General features: G+C 42.9%; 21 protein-coding genes. 6 read left to right on the top strand and 15 right to left on the bottom strand.

Features of this window, described 5'->3' with window-relative positions; genetic code table 11:
- Positions 1 to 51 precede the first annotated feature (51 nt).
- From KXD93_RS07055 to KXD93_RS07080, 6 genes are all read right to left on the bottom strand, one after another.
- A complete protein-coding gene (locus tag KXD93_RS07055; RefSeq protein WP_258136257.1) occupies positions 52 to 1,116 on the bottom strand; it encodes an HlyD family secretion protein in 1,065 nt (354 codons plus the stop codon).
- Positions 1,117 to 1,141: 25 nt separating this feature from the next.
- Positions 1,142 to 2,509, bottom strand: coding sequence for a TolC family protein (locus tag KXD93_RS07060; protein ID WP_258136258.1), 1,368 nt, complete (start codon positions 2,507 to 2,509; stop codon positions 1,142 to 1,144).
- Between the two features lie 2 nt (positions 2,510 to 2,511).
- Positions 2,512 to 3,141, bottom strand: a complete 630-nt coding sequence (locus KXD93_RS07065; protein ID WP_258136260.1) for a TetR/AcrR family transcriptional regulator — start codon at positions 3,139 to 3,141, stop codon at positions 2,512 to 2,514.
- 423 nt (positions 3,142 to 3,564) lie between these two features.
- Positions 3,565 to 4,365 carry a GNAT family N-acetyltransferase gene (locus tag KXD93_RS07070; RefSeq protein WP_258136261.1) on the bottom strand — a complete coding sequence of 267 codons (801 nt, stop codon included), beginning with the start codon at positions 4,363 to 4,365 and terminating at the stop codon, positions 3,565 to 3,567.
- Between the two features lie 46 nt (positions 4,366 to 4,411).
- The gene (locus KXD93_RS07075) at positions 4,412 to 4,825 is read right to left on the bottom strand and encodes a hypothetical protein (protein WP_258136263.1); all 414 of its coding nucleotides are present in this window, start codon (positions 4,823 to 4,825) and stop codon (positions 4,412 to 4,414) included.
- Positions 4,822 to 5,379 carry an RNA polymerase sigma factor gene (locus KXD93_RS07080; RefSeq protein WP_258136264.1) on the bottom strand — a complete coding sequence of 186 codons (558 nt, stop codon included), beginning with the start codon at positions 5,377 to 5,379 and terminating at the stop codon, positions 4,822 to 4,824. Before KXD93_RS07080 ends, KXD93_RS07075 begins: the two co-directional genes overlap by 4 nt.
- A gap of 114 nt (positions 5,380 to 5,493) precedes the next feature.
- Here KXD93_RS07080 and KXD93_RS07085 point away from each other — a divergent pair, with 114 nt between their 5' ends.
- Together KXD93_RS07085 and KXD93_RS07090 are read left to right on the top strand one after the other, a co-directional pair.
- A complete protein-coding gene (locus KXD93_RS07085) occupies positions 5,494 to 5,841 on the top strand; it encodes a hypothetical protein (RefSeq protein WP_258136266.1) in 348 nt (115 codons plus the stop codon).
- A gap of 110 nt (positions 5,842 to 5,951) precedes the next feature.
- The gene (locus tag KXD93_RS07090) at positions 5,952 to 8,384 is read left to right on the top strand and encodes an outer membrane beta-barrel protein (protein ID WP_258136267.1); all 2,433 of its coding nucleotides are present in this window, start codon (positions 5,952 to 5,954) and stop codon (positions 8,382 to 8,384) included.
- 201 nt (positions 8,385 to 8,585) lie between these two features.
- Here KXD93_RS07090 and KXD93_RS07095 read toward each other — a convergent pair whose 3' ends face one another.
- Positions 8,586 to 9,092 carry a GbsR/MarR family transcriptional regulator gene (locus KXD93_RS07095; RefSeq protein WP_258136269.1) on the bottom strand — a complete coding sequence of 169 codons (507 nt, stop codon included), beginning with the start codon at positions 9,090 to 9,092 and terminating at the stop codon, positions 8,586 to 8,588.
- A 243-nt stretch (positions 9,093 to 9,335) separates the two neighbouring features.
- Between KXD93_RS07095 and KXD93_RS07100 the strand changes: the two genes are divergently transcribed.
- Positions 9,336 to 10,271: a sugar phosphate isomerase/epimerase family protein gene (locus KXD93_RS07100; RefSeq protein WP_258136270.1), complete on the top strand. Its 936-nt coding sequence runs from the start codon at positions 9,336 to 9,338 to the stop codon at positions 10,269 to 10,271.
- 119 nt (positions 10,272 to 10,390) lie between these two features.
- Here the strand turns inward: KXD93_RS07100 and KXD93_RS07105 are convergent, their stop codons facing one another.
- A complete protein-coding gene (locus KXD93_RS07105; protein ID WP_258136271.1) occupies positions 10,391 to 10,726 on the bottom strand; it encodes a DUF4288 domain-containing protein in 336 nt (111 codons plus the stop codon).
- Positions 10,727 to 10,738: 12 nt separating this feature from the next.
- Complete coding sequence (locus KXD93_RS07110) at positions 10,739 to 11,431, bottom strand: head GIN domain-containing protein (protein ID WP_258136272.1); 693 nt, start codon at positions 11,429 to 11,431, stop codon at positions 10,739 to 10,741.
- A gap of 125 nt (positions 11,432 to 11,556) precedes the next feature.
- Between KXD93_RS07110 and KXD93_RS07115 the strand changes: the two genes are divergently transcribed.
- Positions 11,557 to 12,537 carry a helix-turn-helix transcriptional regulator gene (locus tag KXD93_RS07115; protein WP_258136273.1) on the top strand — a complete coding sequence of 327 codons (981 nt, stop codon included), beginning with the start codon at positions 11,557 to 11,559 and terminating at the stop codon, positions 12,535 to 12,537.
- Between the two features lies 1 nt (position 12,538).
- Here the strand turns inward: KXD93_RS07115 and hisS are convergent, their stop codons facing one another.
- Positions 12,539 to 13,915, bottom strand: a complete 1,377-nt coding sequence (gene hisS / locus KXD93_RS07120; protein ID WP_258136274.1) for a histidine--tRNA ligase — start codon at positions 13,913 to 13,915, stop codon at positions 12,539 to 12,541.
- Between the two features lie 126 nt (positions 13,916 to 14,041).
- On the opposite strand from hisS, the gene KXD93_RS07125 reads away from it, so the two are divergent.
- A complete protein-coding gene (locus KXD93_RS07125) occupies positions 14,042 to 14,542 on the top strand; it encodes a GNAT family N-acetyltransferase (protein ID WP_258136275.1) in 501 nt (166 codons plus the stop codon).
- A gap of 99 nt (positions 14,543 to 14,641) precedes the next feature.
- Complete coding sequence (locus KXD93_RS07130) at positions 14,642 to 15,496, top strand: alpha/beta hydrolase family protein (protein WP_258136277.1); 855 nt, start codon at positions 14,642 to 14,644, stop codon at positions 15,494 to 15,496.
- Between the two features lie 177 nt (positions 15,497 to 15,673).
- Here the strand turns inward: KXD93_RS07130 and KXD93_RS07135 are convergent, their stop codons facing one another.
- The 5 genes from KXD93_RS07135 to KXD93_RS07155 form a co-directional block, all read right to left on the bottom strand.
- Entirely contained in the window at positions 15,674 to 16,108 is a 435-nt protein-coding gene (locus KXD93_RS07135; protein WP_258136278.1) for a low molecular weight protein-tyrosine-phosphatase, read from the bottom strand.
- 100 nt (positions 16,109 to 16,208) lie between these two features.
- Entirely contained in the window at positions 16,209 to 17,003 is a 795-nt protein-coding gene (locus tag KXD93_RS07140; RefSeq protein WP_258136279.1) for a S1/P1 nuclease, read from the bottom strand.
- Positions 17,004 to 17,016: 13 nt separating this feature from the next.
- The gene (locus tag KXD93_RS07145; protein ID WP_258136280.1) at positions 17,017 to 17,544 is read right to left on the bottom strand and encodes a fumarate hydratase; all 528 of its coding nucleotides are present in this window, start codon (positions 17,542 to 17,544) and stop codon (positions 17,017 to 17,019) included.
- A gap of 47 nt (positions 17,545 to 17,591) precedes the next feature.
- Entirely contained in the window at positions 17,592 to 18,989 is a 1,398-nt protein-coding gene (fumC, locus tag KXD93_RS07150) for a class II fumarate hydratase (RefSeq protein ID WP_258136282.1), read from the bottom strand.
- Positions 18,990 to 19,127: 138 nt separating this feature from the next.
- Positions 19,128 to 19,652: a hypothetical protein gene (locus KXD93_RS07155; protein WP_258136283.1), complete on the bottom strand. Its 525-nt coding sequence runs from the start codon at positions 19,650 to 19,652 to the stop codon at positions 19,128 to 19,130.
- Positions 19,653 to 19,795: the final 143 nt, after the last annotated feature.

Consider the following 19,795-nt stretch of genomic DNA (forward strand, 5'->3'; position numbering starts at 1 on the left):
AGTCAAAAAGTGCTGACTCAGAACTAATGACTCAAGACTTTTGACTTAAACTTAGTCCTTTATTATCACAGAAGCATTTACGCTCATGCCCGGGCGCAGTTTCTCAAGATCTTCCTTCGACCCGGTGATCTTAATTTTTACAGGGATGCGCTGAACAACCTTAACAAAGTTACCGGTTGCGTTATCCGGCGGCAGCAGGCTAAATCTTGCTCCAGTAGCTGGAGCAAAGTTGTACACGGTACCTTGTAATTTCATATCAGGGTATGCGTCAACATCGATATTTACTTTTTGCCCGTTACGGATGTTATCCAATTGCGTTTCTTTAAAGTTTGCAGTAATGAACAAACTGTTATCGTTTACAATAGAGAACAATGTTTGTCCTGCTTGTACCAGCTGACCCAGCTGCACATTCTTTTTAGAAGCTACACCGCTTGATGGGGCTTTTACTATGGTGTAGCTAAGCTGTAATTTGGCATAGTCAACATCTACCTGCCTTTGGGTTACGCCGGTATGGGTAACATTCAACTGGCTTCTGGTGGTTCCAACTTGCTCAAGGGCTGCTTTGTATTCGTCCTGGGTTGCTTTGTAATTAGCCTGGGCTACTTCCAGGTCGGCCTTGGCCTGGTCAAATTGCTGTTGCGTAACCGAGCCATCCTTTATAAGGTTGGCATAACGGTCGTAATCCTTTTTAACCTTATCAAGTCTTGCTGCGTTAGAAGTTACCTGTGCTTTTGCGCTCGCTGAGTTAGCAGCATTTGCAAAAATCTGCGACTGGCCAACATTAATGTTTGCGCTTGCGCCGGTTTCAGCAGCTTGTGCCTGTTCTAATTTTACTTTGTAATCACGGTCGTCAATTTTAACTAGTACCTGGTCTTTATTTACGTGGCTGTTCTCTTCAAAATAAATGCTGTCAACATAACCGCCAACGCGTGCCACAACCTGGCTTATATCGCCATCAATCTGCGCGTCATCGGTGTCTACGTGCTTGCCGTAGTAGATATATTCCTTGATCCCGAAAATGATACCTGCTACCAGTATTACACCTAATATAATAGGTAATACCCTGTTCGGTTTCTTTTTAGGTTCTGTTTCCTGTGTTTCGTGTGCCTTTGCCATTGTATGTATTGTTTGGGTGTGATTGTTATTTGTTAAGTTTTCCGGTTGATTTTATTAAAGTGTAATATGCCAGTCCTGCGTCGGCCTTTGCCAGTTCAAGATTTATCTGTGCCTGGTATAACAGTGTTTCCGCATCTGCACGGTCTGTTGCCGATGCGATGTTACTTTTGTATTTGGATTCGAGGATCTTGTTATTTTCACCAGCCTGCTCAATTGAAGTTTGCAACAGTTTGATCTTATCCAAAGCCATGGTGTAGTTTTGATAATCCTGGTTCACTTCCTTTTTTACATTATCAAGCTCGATGTTTTTGTTGATCACGGTTTCTTCACGCTGGATCCTTGCTTCAGCTACCTTATTCTTGTTGGTCCATAACGAGCTGAAGTTCCATTTTAAACCCAGGCCTATAGTAATGGGTGTTATATAGCTACCGCTTTTGGGGATCGGATTTGAAGATACGTCAACATAATAGCCGGCTACCGAAGCGCCAAGTGTAGGCACTGAATTAGCCTCGATGTTCTTGATATTTACTTCAGATACCTTTGTGCGTAAATCAAGCTGCCTCACCTCAATACGGTTGCTCATGGCGGTATCAATATAGGCGGATAGTGGCGCAACCGGCTTATCAGCATTGGTAATTTCGGCTATTGTTAACTGGGTGCCTTCGTTTAAGCCAAGCAGGATATTAAGGTCGTAGTTGATGATCTTACGATTGGTTTCAAGGTCGATGCCATTAAGTTCGATATTTGACCTTTGTAATTGAAAACGCAAAACATCATTTTTCGTAACTAAACCTTGTTCAAAAAAGCGTTGTGATTGTTTAATCTGCTGATCAATAGAGCTCAAATTTTGCTCAACTACCTTTTTGCTTTGTAAAACCTTGTACAGATTATAATAGGCATTAATAATGTCGTAAGTTATCTGGTCCTTATCATTGTCGCCATCTAAACGTGCAACCTGGGTTAGCAGTTCGGTTGATTGCTTGGCATACCTTAATTTATGGCCACCAAAAATTGTCTCGTTAAGCGAAATAATACCCAGATAGGCATTAGCACTACTAGGTAACGATAAGCTTTGGGTACCTAAGGTTAACTTATTTGCAGGTATTTGCGCACGGTTGTAGTCAAAGCTTGCACTTCCTGTTGGTAATGCCTGATCTTTAGCCTGGTTGTATTGCGATACCGCCTGGTCAATTTTTGATTTCGACAGCTTCAGCACCTTACTGTTATCAAGGCCGAGTTTAATGGCTTCGTCCAGGGTGATGGTCCGGTCCTGAGCTTTTGCCGCTGCGCCAAGCAAGAGCGTGAGCAAAATGGCCGGGATAAGAATACGCACGAAGTTCTTAAACGTGCTTCTTAAAGGGTGTAGGTCTGTGTTATTATTTTGTGTTGTCATTTTCAGTTCAGTATGTATGCTTTTAACAGGTTCTTCATATAGGCCTTTATCCTGGGTTTCAGTTGCTCATCCATCACTTTTTCGTCCTGGATGTCGTATCCAAGCATTGGGGTTGACATGAGCGGCGTATTGATAATAAAGTTTTTGGTGCCATATATCGTTGCAATGGCCATTTCCACATCAATATCCTTTTTAAACTCACCTTTGGCAATTCCTTCCAGTAAGATCTTCTTCACCTCGCCTACATTTATCATTAGGATACTCCGCAATTTGTCGGATATATCTGTGCGCCTGTTCATTCCCATCTCCTGGTAAAGCAGCTTCTGAAAGCAGTTGTTACTAACTACCTTGTTTCCATAGATCTCGATATAGGCATCCATCTTATCCCATGAGCTCATGCTCTCATCGTTTCCTATATTTTGGAGGATGTCCTGGAAGGAAGTTATTTTTCGTTCAAAAACAGCAATAAACAAACCCTCCTTCGAGCCGAAATAGTAATTCAGCATGGCCATGTTCACACCCGCTTCACCCGAAATCATCCTGGTTGAAGCGCCGTCAAACCCGAGTTCCGAAAACACTTTTTCGGCAACATCAAGTATGTGGTCTTTTTTATCTATTTTCTCTTTTTCCATAACTTTAACAGGACAAAATTAATCAAACGATTGATTGATTATATCATATTTTTGTAATGTTTATTTAAATGTCTGATTATCAACCGTAAAACATTAATCAATCGATTAACAATTGATGGAAAATATTGTTTTTGAGATAATATTATAATAATAAAGAGCCGATAATAATCGTTTAGGCGTGATCGGCAACTGGTTGCCGACAGTGTTTTGGCACCAGGGGAATATGAAAAGTGGAAGCAGGTGGATCCTATTTCATATCATAACGAACAATCTTTTTTAGTGCGAAGCTGTCGGAAAAGGAAAAAAGGCAAAAAAGGTTGGTGAGAAGCTTATTAATAATCAGTAATAGGTTGGATTGTTTACTCTTTAAACAAAAGCCATCCTGATTTCAAGTGTGTGGGGGGAATTAAGTATATTTTTCTGTCAGCCAATGTTTCCCGCAATTCTATTGTAAATATTCGCCAGGTTTACGTTTCTGTATTTACCTAGTCTCATTCGTTTTGCGGTACGGATTTCTTTAAAACCTTTTTCGTGTAAAAAGGCTGTTGCCGCCAGGTTTTCTTTTGGAAATGCTGCTTTGTCTTCAATGCTGAGGTGCTGTTTCAGAAGCTCAAGTCCCGCTGATTCTGTGTTTGCAATTATTAAGCCTTCGCCCCAGGTTGGTAAATAAAATCCTTCAACAATATTGTTTCTGCGATATAAGGACCCGTGTTCAAGGTGATTTGCCAGGTGAAACATCCTGTCCTCGCCGGAAGTTAACTTGTCCAATATGGAGACCTGCTCCCTAAACTCATCCCGGTATGGTTCAATATAAGTTGAGGCGCCGGATAGTTCTCCTAAACCAATGTCTTTGAAAAATAAATATTCAGTTTCCGTAATAAAGCCGACTTTTTGGTAAACCGGAGATCCCAGGTCGGTGGCGATTAAATAAATGGTTTCGCACTTATTTTGATTTGATATATCTACCAGGGTTTGTGTAATAAGTCGCCCAATTCCCTTACCCCTATGATTCGGATGAACAATAATATGTCCAAGCCAGGCGACATCATTGTGAATAATTGCCGCTCCTATACCTGCAATTGCATTGTCTGCAACCACCTTAATCGGGAAGCAGAAAGGTGCATTTGTATAAAAATCGAAACTTGGTATTATGTCGGGCCATCCCTCTGGCTGAAGGTTAATTAGTATGCCGGCATCACCATGATCTAATCCTTTAATTTCCACTTATGGTTTCTTTGATCAGCAAGATAATTAAATCAATTTATCGAACTCAGGCGCTCTCCTTTACCAGTTTCTGATCTAAATAAAGTATGCTCATAAATATAGCGGCACCTAAAAATATCACCCATTTAAATTTGTATAATACAGCCATAAACTGAACGCCTGCATTTTCATTAACAACAACCAATACCTGGTAAAAGGCGGCAAAACCCAAAATAAGCGCAACAAATGTTATCAAGTAAAACCTGATATCCCTTTTACGGTTAAGCTGTGCCTGCAGTCGGTTTTTAACCTTTGCAGCAAAGTTAAATGGCAGGCCCTCCTTTGGTTCCTCTTTCAGTTTCTCAAACAGAAAGCGATATTGTTCCAGTTCCTTCTTTTCTTCGGCGGATGTTGGTTCGCCGGGCAGGTTTAACCCGCCCTCCAGCAGCGACTGAATTTCCTCGTCATTTAACTTTTTCATATTTGCTCGTTTTTTTGATCCTTTTCTATTTTTTCCTTCAATAATTTCCGCGCCCTGAAGAGATTACTTTTAATTGTGCCCTCCGGCGTTCCGGTAATTTGTTCTATCTCCTGGCAACTGAACTCGTTTAAATGGTATAACGTTAATGCCGTTCGGTAAGCCAGAGGCATTTGTGCAATCAGGCCGTTTAAATATTCCGACGCGTTTTTTCGGGTTAAAACCTGTTCCGGGTTATCGTCGGTAAAATGGTAATTATCTATGTTTTCAGGATAGTCTGTTTGCCGGTCGTTCCTGTATTTTTTAAGGTAATTAATAGCTGTTAAATAGGCAATGCGCGCAATCCAGGTTGAGAGCTTCGATTCAAATTTAAATTTAGGCAGGCTTTTATGCACCTTAATAAAAACTTCCTGGCAAATATCCTCCTTATCCTGCACATCGTGCACCAGGCGGTTAATTACAAAGAATACAAGCCGCTCGTATTCCTTTACTAATAGCTCAAAAGCACGGAAATCTCCCTTAATTATCCTGGAAACAATCTCCTTTTCATTTAACATACTATATTAGTCAACCGGTGCCGATAATCGGTTGCAAAAATTAATAAAAAATATTTGCAACCGGGTAACATCTTTTGCTGACTACTGTATCAAATTACTTTAAATAACAACATTATGAAACAGTTACTTCCCTTTATAATCGTGATTGTATTTTTTATAATCATCGCAGTTTTGATATTAGGCCTGCTTAATTACCGGTTAAGGAAAAGAATTATCAATTCCGGTCCATTAGACCAAACATCCTTTAAGTTCCTGTCGCAGCTTTCAACCGTGAGCTCTGAATCGTTAAAATGGGGGCTTATATTATTCTTCGGAGGGCTTGGTTTAATGATCATGCAATATATCCCTTACAGCGCCGAAGATTCGCCCTTGCCGTATGGCGTTGAAATGATATTCGTTGCTGCCGGCTTCATCACCTATTATTTAATTATTCAAAACAAAAGGAATAAGCAGGATAATTAAGGCAACTAAAACCCTCACCATTTAATTCTTTAACACCTGATTTTTAAAAAGGGTAATAGCCCTTAATGGATAGCTACACCCTAAATTTTAATACTTCAAATTTTATCACCATGAAAATTAAATTTAAACCCACCAGCATAATCTTAATTCTCGCTGTATTATTAATGATTGTCAATACTTCCCGGGCACAAACAGTGGCCACAACCTACCAACTTTCCGGTAAAATTGTCGACTCCGTAACCCATCAATTATTATCCCTTATCACTATCCGGCTAAAGGACAACAAAGGCGAGCCGGCAAGGGCGATGGTAACCCGGGATAGTGGCACGTTTGCTTTTTCGGCGCTGAATGGCGCGCACTATGGGTTATCAATAGTTGCTATCGGGTATCAACCTAAAAACATTGACGTTAACCTGTCAGGAAACATCAATCTTGGTGATATCTATCTTAAGGAACAGCAAACGTCGCTAAAAGAGGTTACCATAATGGCCGACAGGCCTATGATCAGCCAAAAGGCCGATCGCATAGTATATGATTTACATGCCGACCCTGAAAGCAAGGGCACCAGCGTTTTGGGGATGATGCGAAAGGTTCCGTTTATCTCGTTAGATGGCAATGATAACATTTTGGTTAAAGGAAATTCAAGCTATAAAGTGCTGATCAATGGTAAGCCATCCAGCATGGTGAACGGAAATTTAACTGCGATATTGAGGAGTATGCCTGCTTCAACCATTCAAAAAATTGAAGTGATAACTGTACCGCCTGCCAAATATGATGCAGAGGGCCTTGCCGGGATCATCAACATCATCACCAATAAAAAAGTTAACGACGGCTACAACGGCACATTAAACATTAATGAAAGCTTCCCGGCAGGCGGGCCCGGTGTGGGTGGATCTTTTACCGCTAAGGCTGGTAAGTTTGGCCTCTCCGCTTTTGGCGGGGGCAGCATCTACAATAATCCGCAAACAAATTTTTCAAACAGCGTTATTAGCTCAGGTTCGGCTGCAACAAACCTTGAGCAGAGCGGCCTCACAAAATCGAATACAAAAAATGGCTATCTGGGCTCGCAGTTGAGTTACGAGATTGATTCGCTTAACCTTATTTCGGGCCAGTTTAACATCAATGGCAATCGTTCAAATGGGAGCAATAGTTTGAAATCCTTTTTAACCGGATCTGACATTGCTTCACAGGGGTACAACCTGATGAATAATAACAGCGGTAGTTCCTACGGAATTGATGCCGCTATTAATTACCAGTTAGGTTTTAAAGCGGTAAAAAACCGCTTCCTGACCTTCTCTTACATGTACAGCACTAACCCGGGAAATCAAAATGCAAACATTGGTTTTTCAAACCTGGTTAACATGGCGGCTAACGATTACAGGCAAAAGGATAACCAGAAGTTTTCGGAACAAACCGTGCAGGTTGATTTTGTAACACCTTTAAAAATGGTGAACATGGAAGCCGGCGTAAAGGGTATTTTCAGGAAAAATAGCAGCGACTTTCGATATAACGGCTTTAATAGTAGTACCGGCGATTTTGAGTTTGATCCCGCTTTGTCTGATAACTATTATAACAGCCAAAATGTATTCAGCGCTTACAACTCCTATCAACTGTCATTAAACAGCTGGAATATCACCGCCGGCGTTCGCCTTGAGCAGACCGCTATCCGTGCCAACTTTGTTTCCTCCGCATCTGTTGCTGATCAAAATTACCTGAACGTTATTCCATCGGCGGCCGTTGGTAAGAATTTTGCCGATCAAAGCAGCATTAACTTCGGCTTTTCGCAAAGAATCAGGCGGCCGGGCATCAACAGGCTGAACCCTTATATCGATCGTTCAAATCCTAATATCCAGTCAACAGGCAATCCTGCTCTTCGCCCGGTTTTGTTAAACGATATCCAGGCAGGCTACAGCAGCAACAAGAAACTATCGGTAAACATCGGCCTCGATTACTCCTTTATGAACAATCTTGACCTGAAAGTTACCCATTTTGATCCTGCAAGCCAGATCAGCACAACCAGCTACGCCAATGTTGGCAAGGCAAAAAGCCTCGGTGCTAATGTGAATATAGGTTACCCGGTTGCTAAATGGTATAACGTGAGTTTAAACGGAAACCTGATGTACCTGTGGTTAGCCGGCCCCGGCGATGGCGTTGTTATCAGCAATAACCGTTACATATATTTTGCAGCCTTGTCGAACGGCTTCCAGGTAGGAGAAGGCTGGCGTATCAATGCTGATCTTAACGTCATCAGCCGCAACCCTAACGGTTTACAGGGAACATCAAACGGGATGGTCAGCACAGCCTTCGGTGTAAACAAAGAGTTGATTAAAAACAAATTGGGCTTTGCAGCAACAATCAAGAATCCGGTAACCAAATACCGGAACAATCAAAATCAAACCTTTGGCCCCAACTTTTCACAATTCAGCACCAGCAGAGATTATTACCGTTCGTTCAGTATCAGCCTTAACTACAGTTTTGGCGGGTTACGGGATGGAATAAATAAAAGTAAGAGCGAGATCAGGAATGATGATTTGTCAAATTGAGGTTGAAAAATAATTTGGTTAGAAACAAAAACGGATTGATAGCTATCAATCCGTTTTTGCTTTTTTTTGTTCCCTTACATGGACTCGAACCACGACAGGCTGAACCAGAATCAGAAGTGCTACCATTACACCATAAGGGAATTTGGTATTCAGGGTGCAAATATATAAATAATGCTATTTATTCGGATGGTGTAAAAACATCTATTTGAAGATCTTCAAAATTGATCCCCAAAACCAGCTTTCGTCGGCTTTGATCATGGTTTCAAATGTTTTATCTACGTTCTTTGCCAATTTGTTGATATCGGTAACTGTTTTATTAAAAGTTTTAAATGCAGGGTCCTTGGCTTCGCCCTTTACCTTCGATAATTCGTCAAGAATCTTAATCACCGGGTCAAGTTCGCGCTTACGGCGCTCCTTCGCTACCTGGCGGGCAATGTTCCAAACATCCTTATCGGCATAAAAATATTCCTTGCGTTCGCCCGGGCGGTGCTGCTTTTCAATCAGGCCCCAGCCAATCAGGTCGCGGAGGGTCATGTTGGCGTTCCCGCGCGAAATGCTGAGCTGCTCCATTATCTCTTCGGTAGTCAGGGCATCCGGGGTAAGCAGCAACAATGCGTGTACCTGCGCCATAGTGCGGTTGATGCCCCATTCCGAGCCTAACTTGCCCCATGCCTCGATAAATTTTTGCCGCGCCTCTGGTAATTCCATAGTACAAAGGTAATAATGTTATCGAACTTTCAAAATATTATGAAAGTTTATTCGGTTTGATTTTGACTTTCGATACATTTCCTAAGAAATTATATTTTTTCGCTGTAACTATTTAATATTCCAGGGCGTCACTAACATGCAATCGTTACCCCGGTATATTTTGCTGTATGGTAATAAATACATTACATTTGATTACCAATTATATCAAACCAATTTTTTTCATAACCTAAGTTATTAATCATCATGGAAGAACAAAACGTTTCCAGGCGCCGGTTCATCGGTACCGGGATACTTGCAGCTGCAGGTATGGCCCTGGCTTCAAAAGCTTCGTTCGCAAGTTCAATACTTGCCGACGATAAACCCAATTCAATGATAAACGGTGTGCAAATAGGTGTAATTACCTATTCGTTCAGGAGTATGCCGGGCAGTGCCGAACAACTGCTTCAATATTGCAAAGCCTGTAACATTAATGCCATTGAACTTATGGGCGATGCCGCAGAGGCTTATGCCGGTGCGCCAAAATGGGAAAGCGGTGCCGACTATGCCACCAAAATTGCGGACTGGCGCATGAATGCGTCGATGGATAAATTTGTTGAGTTACGCAAAATGTACAATGATGCCGGCGTTAAAATTTACGCATGGAAGCCCGATGCGCTGGGTTCAAAAAATACCGATGCGGAAATTAACTATGCCTTTAATGCCGCCAAGGCGCTTGGCTGTACGCACGTAACCGTTGAGCTGCCCGACGACCAGGAGCAAACGCAACGCCTGGGCGACAAAGCAACAGAGCATAAAATTTATGTGGGCTATCATGCACATACACAGGCTACCCCTGAATTATGGAACGTAGCTTTAGGGCAATCAGAATATAACGCTATTAATCTTGATATCGGGCACTATGTGGCAGGTACCAGCACCAGCCCGATCGACTTTATCACTAAAAACAGCGACCGCATTGTAAGCATGCACATTAAGGACCGCAAATATCACGACGGGGTTAACATGCCATGGGGACAAGGCGACACACCGATAAAAGAGGTGCTGGCATTAATGAAGAAAAGGAAATTTAAGTTCCCTGCCACTATCGAACTGGAATATGATATCCCGGCGGGTTCAGATGCAGTAAAGGAAGTTATTAAATGCCGCGAGTATGCTAAAAATACATTGAGCGCAGTTTAAATTTAATAACCTCATTCCGGCTTCCGTCAGAATATGAATCAATCTATACCCATGAGATGCATGGCGTATAGATTGATTTATTCAAGATAGAACTCTCCTGGCTGCATTTTGGCACACTTTTATGCAGAACAACCCAGTAGTGCAGATTTATTCCTTGCCATGGCGATGTATACTTCCGGTTCCGGGGTTTCATAAAGCCTGTAATAAACTTCATTCCCATCAGCCAAATCAGCAATCCCGTTTACTTCAGTTACAGCGATAAATTCCCAGCGAACGGTTTCCTTTTTTGCGTTTAAAAAGCTATCCTGTGCAGCTACGCCAATGCTATTAGCCTTTGTTATGGCCGAGGCTTCGCAATCAGCTTCAATTAACCTTAATTGTTCATCAAATTGTGCGCAATGATTGCCGTCGCCGCTTATTATTCTGAATATAATTTTTGCTGTATACCAGTTCATGTTTTCTTCAATTTAATCTCTTTTATGCTTTACTTCACCACTACCGTATTGCTTAATGTCCTTAAGTATGCCGTCACCCCAATAGCTGATACTGCCATCGCCATAGTTACTTATGGTAAGTGATTCATCCGCATGTATCTCCAAATCTCCGGCAGAATAATTCTTAAGGCTTACATTTTTTGCTATCATATTGCGGGCGTAAAGATTTCCCTGCGATTTGGCGTTTATCTCCAGGATATTGCACGAGCCCTCAATTTCCACATCGCCAACGCAAGCGGTTATTAGCTTTATAGCAGGCGCGTTTATATTCAGCTTGCTGCTGCTTTTGTCGCTGTAGATCTTCACCTCAACAGGTTCGGCAGATCTAAGCGGGTTGCCGCATATTAATGTTCCCTTTGTGCTGGCATTGTATAAATTATATAGCTGGCGATAGTATACCTTAATGTTAAGTGAACTAAATGCCGGTGTACGCCATTTTCCTTCGGCGGTAATATATAAAGTACGCCCGGAGTTAGTTACCTCGAAATATTCCTGCAAATTTTCATCGGTTTCAACAATTACCTTCTCCTCGTCGGCCTGGATCAATTCAACAGTTCCGCCAATGCTCGTATGCAGGCGAATAAAAGAGCTTACACTTCTCTCTGCGGAAACGATGTTTCCGCTTCCCTTTATTTCAATCATTTGTCGTAGTTTTTTAAAGTTCATTTTAAAATTTACCCCCTGTTGTAACGAACAGGTATATCGGGCGTTTAATTATTAATACAAAGGTGTTAACAGATGTGCCTTCACAAGTTACATCAAACGGAGCAATAGTTATAAAATACGGAGCAATGCCCTTTGAAATAAAAAACACAGCTGATGACCGGGTACTGCACGCCGATGACTTGTCGGCAGCCGATTTTAAGAGTGATAAGCTGATTGAAAATACCGTACAATTTAATTTACCCGGGGCCGAATGCCGTTTGAGGGAATGGATCTTTAATGGCATCAGGATGGTACACCAAAATTGGCACTATAAGGAACGCCTGGAGTTGGCATGGAAGGGCGATCTTGATGTGGTAACCCTTTGTTTTAATATGCGGGGCAAAACAACAATCGAAAATAAAGCTACCGGTAAGCCTTTTGAGCTCGGTAAATATCAGCACAACCTGTTCTATTCACAAACATGCGAAGGCACTCTTACAAATGATGAGTTGTACATGGAAACGTTCACGATCCAGTTTAACACCGATGCATTTCAGCGGCTTACAGCGGAAGCAAATGATGTGTTGAAGCGTTTTGGAGTGAATGTGATAGCAGGTAAAAACGTGTCATTAAGCGATGATAGCTTGTATATGGATATCAATATGCTAAACGCAATAAACGCTATTGTATCCTGCAACTACCAGGACGAATTGAAAAAGATGTTCCTGCACTCCAAGTCTATCGAGCTATTGGTATTACAGGCCGAAGCTTATAATAATTTGCAAGCCCGGCCCGGCAATTACCTGAAAACAGAGTATGATAAAGAACGAATTATTTATGCCCGCGAATATTTGATCCAGCGCCTGGACATGCCGCCCAGCCTTGTCGATCTTGCCCGCGCCGCAGGGATAAACGAATACAAGCTGAAACGGGGCTTTAAGGAAATGTTTGGCAATACCGTATTTGGATACCTTGCTGACACGCGCCTTGAACTTGCCAAAACCGACCTGCTGGAACATAAAAAACCTGTCAGCGAAATTGCCTTTGAATTGGGCTACAGTTCGGTGCAGCATTTTAGCTCCGCGTTTAAGAAGAAATTTGGAGTATCGCCAACTAAATGCAGTTAACCTATTTGTTTATCACCTCCAAAATTTGCGCTGCACTGCATTTTTCCTGCAGACCGCTCGCCATATTTTTAATGGTTAACAGGCCGCTTTCTATCTCATCGCTGCCGATGATGATGGTGAACGGGATGTGTTTACTGTTGGCATAATCCAATTGCTTTTTCAGCTTGGCGCCTGCCGGATACAGCTCCGCATTTACATTTTGGCTGCGCAGCTTTTGGAGGATTGGTAAGGCAAATGCCTCGCCCTCCTTATCAAAGCAGCAGATGAGCAATTGGGTTGTTTGATTTGATGTTGTGGGGAACAGGTTAAGCTCATCCATCACATCATAAATGCGATCTGCTCCAAAGGAAATCCCTACGCCGGTTAGTCCTTTTAGTCCGAACATGCCGGTCAGGTCATCATACCTGCCGCCGCCGCCTATGCTGCCCATGGCCACCTCGTTGGTTTTTACCTCGAAGATAGCACCGGTGTAGTAGTTTAAGCCGCGGGCCAGGGTAATATCTAATTCTAAGGTGGCAGTTATTAGCTGGCAATTGGCGATGTAATTAAATACAGTTTCAATTTCGTCACAACCCTTTAATCCCGTTGGGGAACTTGCAAGTGCAGTGCGCAGGCTTGCCAGTTTTTCAATGTTCGATCCCTCCAGTAAAATAACCGGTTTTATCTTTTCGATATCATCAGCAGAAAAACCGCGATCCATCAGCTCTTTGATGACACCATCAAGGCCAATTTTATCCAGTTTATCTATCGCTACGGTTAAATCAATGATGTTATCAGCTTTATCTATAAGTTCGGCTATTCCTGATAGTATTTTTCTATTATTTAATTTTATGGTAAAATCTTTTAAGCCAAGCTTGCTTAGGGCCTCGTCATAGATCAATATAAATTCAGCCTCATTTAGTAAAGAATCGGACCCAACCACATCGGCATCACACTGGTAAAACTCGCGGTAGCGACCCTTTTGCGGCCTGTCGGCGCGCCAAACCGGTTGCACCTGGAATCGTTTAAAGGGGAAGGTGATCTCGTTTTGGTGCTGCACTACGTAACGGGCGAAAGGAACTGTGAGATCGTAGCGAAGGGCTTTTTCTGCAATCAGGAACGAAAGCTTTTTACTGTCCATTTCTACGTTCGCCTCGTTGATTCCGGCATCAGCTAAAAAATCGCCATTGTTCAGGATCTTGAAGATCAGCTTATCGCCTTCCTCACCATACTTTCCGGTTAAGGTCGACATCTTCTCCATCGTCGGTGTTTCTATCTGCTGGTAGCCATATTTGCGGAACACGCTTTTAATGGTATCGAAAATAAAATTACGCTTCACCATTTCGGTGGGTGAAAAATCGCGGGTGCCTTTTGGTACAGATGGTTTGATGGATGCCATAGAGGGCAAAGGTACTTTTTATAGTTGAAAAGTTGTAGTAGTTGAAAATGTTGTAGTAGTTGAAAATGTTATATTATCATGATCTGTGAAGATAAAATAGAAGGTTTTGTTGAGTAGATTTGAACAATGAACATCCTGACTGAAACGCCGCGCTTTATAATCCGCCTGTTTAAGGCCGAAGAAGAAGAAATATACCTTAAACTTTTTGATGACAGGCGGGTGATGAAATACCTGCCCTTTCGCACCCAACAAGATCTGATTGCCGTATTTAGAGAAAACCTGGCAGATAGCGGAACAGTTACCGGCAGATGGGGTATTTTCGATAAGGCGAATGGTGATTTTATAGGTCTTTGCTTGCTTCGTCCGTTTGATGATGGCAGCGAGGATATTGAGTTGGGCTATGTGCTGCATTATGACTATTGGGGGCAGGGCGCTGCTTCTGAAATGGCGCAGGCGCTATTGGTACATATGCTAACCTTAAAGCCCGGTACCACGTTTGTTGCCGTAACTGATCTTGACAATATCCCTTCCCAAAAGGTGCTTGAAAAGGCAGGTTTAAAAAGGGCGGCAAATTACGTAAGGGGTGGTGAGGAGCTGGCGTATTTCAGGACCGCTGATTTTTTGTGATGGAATGATTTCGTTGATTTTGATTCGATTTTGTTTGAATTGAACGAGGCTCTCTCTATATAAAACCCTTATATTAGTTGTCTCAACTCCATTCACAAAATGAAGAAATCCCTGCTGCTTTTTACGTTCTCGGTGTTTTTTACATGCCGTTTATTCGCACAGTCAACAAACGATAGTTTGGTAATAAAGGATTTGCAATGGGATCCTAAATCGCCGGCATCCTTTGCAGAGCTTAATATCCCATCAGGCGGTAGTTTATTGCAGGGCTTTATCCTGACTGCCAATGGTGCGGGCAAACATCCAACGCTTTTAATGCTGCATGGTTACCCGGGTAACGAGCGGAACCTTGATTTGGCACAGGTAGTGCGGTCGCATGGGTGGAATGTTATTTATTTTGATTACCGCGGGTCGTGGGGAAGCCAGGGAAAATTCAGCTTCAAAAACTGTGTGGAAGATGTGGTGAATGCAGTTGCCTGGTGCAAAACAAATGCAGCAAAGTTTAAGATTGACACCGCAAACATTACGCTGTTTGGCCATAGCATGGGTGGTTTTGTATGTTTAAAGGCGCTTACTTACCTACCGGGCGTTAAAAAAGGATTTGCGCTTTCGGCATGGGATATTTATGCAGATGTACAAAGGTTTAAGGGCAAGGATTTTGAAAAACGAATAGAACAGGCAAACGGGAACTACTTTGTATTAAACGCCAGCACCGCTGAAATTTATAACCCGGTTATTGCTGATCCTGGTTATTTTAACCTGCACAACAGCGCTGCAGCTTTATCAAAAAAGCAAGTGATTATGCTGGATGAAATGAATGCCAATAAAGTGCTTGCTGAAGATATAAAATCGCATAACAAAGCCTACTTTGATTACCAGGTTTGGAAAACCGATCACCCCTTTACCAATAAGCGGGTTTCGTTAATGAAGTTGGTTTTGTGGTTTTTGGATAAGTAAAACTTAAGAAACCTTCACTCCAACGGGGTGTCATCCTGAGGCACTCGAAGGATGAGCGCAGTGGCCCTTCCGCTTGCTAAGTATGGAGCAGAGGCCTTTGCCCGCATGCTTCGAGTGCCTCAGCATGACAGCCTCCTTTTGTTTCTTTTTGATGCTGTATTTAAAACGCGAAGAGCATCAACTTAACGCCTTAATTATCTCTTTACACCCCTTCTCAACCATCAAAAAAACGGGTTCAAATTGCGCATCGTCATAATACGGATCGGGGACAATGTTATCGCCCAATAATAGCCTTACTTTTTTCCGGTCTTCGTCGTTACGGGCAAGGGCAAGGATATCGCTCAGGTTGCTTTTATCCATAACAAAAATGTGGTCGTATTCGTCAAAATCGCTGATGCGGAACAAACGACAGATTTGGTCACTGATGTCGATGCCATGGTTACGGGCGGTGCGCACTGACCGGCGGTCCGGGCCTTCCCCCACGTGCCAGTTACCTGTGCCTGCAGAATCAACCTCCCAGTCGAGGCCTTGCTCTTTAGCCAAATGCTCCATTATCCCATGCGCCAGCGGCGACCGGCAGATATTGCCGAGGCATACCATTAGTAGTTTCATTGTTTGGGGTTGTAAAGGTTGTAGTTGTTGTAAGGGTTGTAAATGTTGTTGAAAGAGCTTTCAACCTCTACAACAACATTTACAACCCTTACAACTTTTACTAACTAAACAATTGATTCAACACCCCTGCTAACCTAACCCCAGCCTTCAGCAATTGCTGGTTAAGGGTTTCAAGATGGGTAAAATTGTATTTATAATTCAGGGTATCACCCGGTTTTATTTCGGTGTATATCTTTTCAGCAATCTGGTTCGATTCATAAAGCCACTGGCTTATCGGCGCTTTTTGCCATTCCCGGCGTTCCTCAAGGGTGGTGTGATTAATGTTTGAAGCGTACTCGGTATAGCTCAATTGCTGAAAATCTATCAGCTGCGAATCCCAAACAGAATGCAGGTTTGTTGGCGTATTAAACCAGTTTACTTTAAAATCATTTCCGCCTTTGTCATCAGTGTGGGCAGTGTGCATTGGTTGGTGAACATCCTCGATGATATGGATCAGCATCCGCAGGTAAAGCAATTTGTTCTGTTTGCTGATGTCCTTCTTTTTCAGCTCACCAATCAGGAAGTTCAGTTTGGTGTAAGCATCAACTTTAGTATCCTTCGCCAAAAAATCCTGCATTTCGGGCAGGGTGTAGGCCTTGTCAAAATCGATATAATGCCATGAAGACAGATAACTGTAATCGGGATCTGATTTTATAAAATCAGCCCAGTTGCTGGCCATTGCTATCGACTCGTTACCTAAAATTTCCTTAATGGCTTTGCGGGCCTGCGGGGTTAAATAGCTTTCGGCAATCTGGCCGCAAATACGGTGTCCCTGGGTTCCCCAGGCCATTGACTGTACCGGCGCATAAATAATGGCGATACCTATTGCCAGCTTCTTTAAAAATGTTGTTTTCATTGCAAAATGTTTTCTATAAGGGTTTTGGAATACAAGATGTTCGTTTTATTAAGCGCGCATTAATAGGGATAACGCTGGAGATGCCTGCAAATTGGATAAGTGAATCCGTTTTTTTGGTGATTTTGAAATACTCTTCATAGTCGCCTGAACGGAAACAGCCCTTATCATCCTTAAGGCTCATATCGGCATTGCAAAACAAGCCCTTCATGTGCAGCGTGTCGTGCCGTTGTTCATAAGTGCCACGGCAATATTCCGTCCAATGGCCGGAGCTCATGCAGGAATCGGCTCCAGTGTTTATTTTACTGTAGGATTTAATCGCCACAAAGAATGAATCGCAGGTAAATTTAAAATGATAGGATGAATAGCTGAGCAATTGCTTTTGCGCCGGCAATGAGTCTTGCTGCCACTCGCCCTGCAGGTAGACTTGACCGACTGTTTGTTTGTCGGGGTTGAAACTGCAGGCGGAGCAGAAAGCTAAAAGCAGAAAGCCAAAGGCAATTAGGCAAAAGGTAAAAGGGGAAAGGCGAAAGGGCTTTTGCATAGTTCTATTAAAGCCCCTCTCCTTTAGGAGAGGGGTTGGGGTGAGGCTTATTTTAAGCTGCCAATCATATCTTCCGGGCGAACCCACTCGTCAAATTGCTCATTGGTTAGTAAACCAAGGCCGAGGGCAGCTTCACGCAGCGACAGGTTTTCTTTCAGCGCCTTCTTAGCTATTTTGGCCGCGTTTTCGTAACCGATATGCGGATTTAACGCTGTTACCAGCATTAATGAGTTCTCCAGGTGCTTTTTGATGCCGGCGTAGTTTGGCTCAATGCCTGCTGCGCAATGGTCATTAAATGAAGTACAGGCATCCCCAATCAGGCGGGCCGACTGTAAAAAGTTAGCTGCCATAACCGGCTTAAATACGTTCAGTTCATAATGCCCGTTTGAGCCTCCGATGGAAATGGTAACATCATTACCCATAACCTGTGCAGCCACCATGGTAACCGCCTCATTCTGGGTTGGGTTAACCTTGCCCGGCATAATTGATGATCCCGGCTCGTTATCAGGAATGTGAATTTCGCCAATACCTGAACGCGGACCAGAAGCCAGCATGCGGATATCGTTGGCAATCTTCATTAATGATACGGCAATTTGTTTTAAAGCGCCATGGCTTTCAACAATGGCATCGTGTGCAGCAAGCGCCTCAAATTTATTTTCGGCTGTGCGGAATGGCAAACCTGTAAATTGAGCAATATATTCTGCGACTTTAACGTCATAGCCTTTTGGCGTATTGATGCCGGTACCAACGGCGGTACCGCCAAGTGCCAATTCAGACAAGTGGTCAAGTGTATTTCTTAGTGCTTTTAATCCATGATCTAACTGCGATACATAACCCGAGAATTCCTGGCCTAAAGTAAGCGGCGTAGCGTCCATCAGGTGGGTGCGGCCAATTTTAACCACGCTTTTAAAAGCTTCTGATTTTACCTTTAGCGTATCGCGCAATTTTTCAATCCCCGGAATGGTTACATCGGTAACCATTTTATAGGCGGCAATGTGCATTGCGGTTGGGTAAGTATCGTTTGATGATTGCGATTTATTTACGTCATCGTTAGGGTGGATGAAGGTTTTACCCTCGCCTAATTTGTTACCTGCTACCACGTGTGCGCGGTTGGCAATAACTTCGTTCACGTTCATGTTTGATTGCGTGCCCGAGCCTGTTTGCCAGATCACCAGCGGAAATTCGCCGGCTAACTCGCCTTTAAGAATCTCGTCGCAAACCTGTGCAATCTGGTCGCGTTTTTCGGCAGGCAATACGCCGCAATCGGTATTGGTATACGCAGCTGCCTTTTTAAGATAGGCAAATGCCGCAATAATTTCCTTTGGCATTGATGCCTCGGGGCCAATTTTGAAGTTATTGCGTGATCGTTCGGTTTGTGCTCCCCAGTATTTATCGGCAGGTACCTGTACCTCGCCCATGGTATCGTGTTCGGTTCTGAAACTCATGGAATTTGTGTTTTTTGCAGGGGCAAAGGTAGGGTTTTATCTAATGTTTGTAAGCCTGTACAGGTAAACTTTTTGGTACAAAAACCATAATAAGTTAAGGCATTATTCAACTAAACAAGTTGCAGTTACTGCGTACATTTAATCCCCCTCTTCTATATCGTCGTCCTCTCCCTCTATATCACCATCATCAAAATCGCTAAAAAAGCGGTCCTCATCAAACATTAGCTCCTCTAGTTTTTCCTGTTCAGGGGTGCTGGTATCAAAGCGGATCGCCCAGTTATCAGGGATGTCGTAACTTTTGTCGAACCCCCGGACCCAGTCGTTAAAAACCAGCCGGAACTCGTCGATCTTATCACGCATCAGGTCTACATAATCTTCCTCGTTGATCTCCACCATCGATGCAAACGATATGGCGTTGAACATATCCTGTGTAGCCAGTTTTATCAAAACAGCATTCTGCATGCGCAGGGTGTATAAACCACCTCCCTCTGCTCCGGCTATCTTGGCCTGGATCAATGCAGCATTGCTGAACATCTGGGTAGCCAGGTGCTCCTTCATCTCATCCTCCTTTAAGGCATCGGCAATCACCTCAGCAAGGTCGAATAATTCCTGTGCTTTCTGATACACGGGTAGTTTTTCATATTTATCTAATCGGCGGGACATGAGTTGATGTGCGAATTATGGATGTGCGGATGTGCGAATGACTTTAAATGTATAAATGAAAAGCCTGTTTTGCTTTCCACAATTACTAAGGTAGGCAAAATCTAAAATCATTCTAACATTAAATCAATTCAGATATTCGGGCA

The organism is Mucilaginibacter phenanthrenivorans (genome assembly GCF_024721155.1).
GTDB classification, from domain to species: domain Bacteria; phylum Bacteroidota; class Bacteroidia; order Sphingobacteriales; family Sphingobacteriaceae; genus Mucilaginibacter; species Mucilaginibacter phenanthrenivorans.

What these genes read in the sequence shown, in the direction of transcription:
- KXD93_RS07135 (WP_258136278.1), bottom strand. Translation starts at nt 16,108, where the DNA reads ATGAAACTACTAATGGTATGCCTCGGCAATATCTGCCGGTCGCCGCTG.
- KXD93_RS07130 (WP_258136277.1), top strand. Translation starts at nt 14,642, where the DNA reads ATGAAGAAATCCCTGCTGCTTTTTACGTTCTCGGTGTTTTTTACATGC.
- KXD93_RS07140 (WP_258136279.1), bottom strand. Translation starts at nt 17,003, where the DNA reads ATGAAAACAACATTTTTAAAGAAGCTGGCAATAGGTATCGCCATTATT.
- KXD93_RS07075 (WP_258136263.1), bottom strand. Translation starts at nt 4,825, where the DNA reads ATGAAAAAGTTAAATGACGAGGAAATTCAGTCGCTGCTGGAGGGCGGG.
- KXD93_RS07055 (WP_258136257.1), bottom strand. Translation starts at nt 1,116, where the DNA reads ATGGCAAAGGCACACGAAACACAGGAAACAGAACCTAAAAAGAAACCG.
- KXD93_RS07110 (WP_258136272.1), bottom strand. Translation starts at nt 11,431, where the DNA reads ATGAACTTTAAAAAACTACGACAAATGATTGAAATAAAGGGAAGCGGA.
- KXD93_RS07065 (WP_258136260.1), bottom strand. Translation starts at nt 3,141, where the DNA reads ATGGAAAAAGAGAAAATAGATAAAAAAGACCACATACTTGATGTTGCC.
- KXD93_RS07060 (WP_258136258.1), bottom strand. Translation starts at nt 2,509, where the DNA reads ATGACAACACAAAATAATAACACAGACCTACACCCTTTAAGAAGCACG.
- KXD93_RS07090 (WP_258136267.1), top strand. Translation starts at nt 5,952, where the DNA reads ATGAAAATTAAATTTAAACCCACCAGCATAATCTTAATTCTCGCTGTA.
- KXD93_RS07125 (WP_258136275.1), top strand. Translation starts at nt 14,042, where the DNA reads ATGAACATCCTGACTGAAACGCCGCGCTTTATAATCCGCCTGTTTAAG.
- fumC (WP_258136282.1), bottom strand. Translation starts at nt 18,989, where the DNA reads ATGAGTTTCAGAACCGAACACGATACCATGGGCGAGGTACAGGTACCT.
- KXD93_RS07085 (WP_258136266.1), top strand. Translation starts at nt 5,494, where the DNA reads ATGAAACAGTTACTTCCCTTTATAATCGTGATTGTATTTTTTATAATC.
- KXD93_RS07155 (WP_258136283.1), bottom strand. Translation starts at nt 19,652, where the DNA reads ATGTCCCGCCGATTAGATAAATATGAAAAACTACCCGTGTATCAGAAA.
- KXD93_RS07080 (WP_258136264.1), bottom strand. Translation starts at nt 5,379, where the DNA reads ATGTTAAATGAAAAGGAGATTGTTTCCAGGATAATTAAGGGAGATTTC.
- KXD93_RS07100 (WP_258136270.1), top strand. Translation starts at nt 9,336, where the DNA reads ATGGAAGAACAAAACGTTTCCAGGCGCCGGTTCATCGGTACCGGGATA.
- KXD93_RS07105 (WP_258136271.1), bottom strand. Translation starts at nt 10,726, where the DNA reads ATGAACTGGTATACAGCAAAAATTATATTCAGAATAATAAGCGGCGAC.
- KXD93_RS07115 (WP_258136273.1), top strand. Translation starts at nt 11,557, where the DNA reads ATGCCCTTTGAAATAAAAAACACAGCTGATGACCGGGTACTGCACGCC.
- KXD93_RS07095 (WP_258136269.1), bottom strand. Translation starts at nt 9,092, where the DNA reads ATGGAATTACCAGAGGCGCGGCAAAAATTTATCGAGGCATGGGGCAAG.
- hisS (WP_258136274.1), bottom strand. Translation starts at nt 13,915, where the DNA reads ATGGCATCCATCAAACCATCTGTACCAAAAGGCACCCGCGATTTTTCA.
- KXD93_RS07145 (WP_258136280.1), bottom strand. Translation starts at nt 17,544, where the DNA reads ATGCAAAAGCCCTTTCGCCTTTCCCCTTTTACCTTTTGCCTAATTGCC.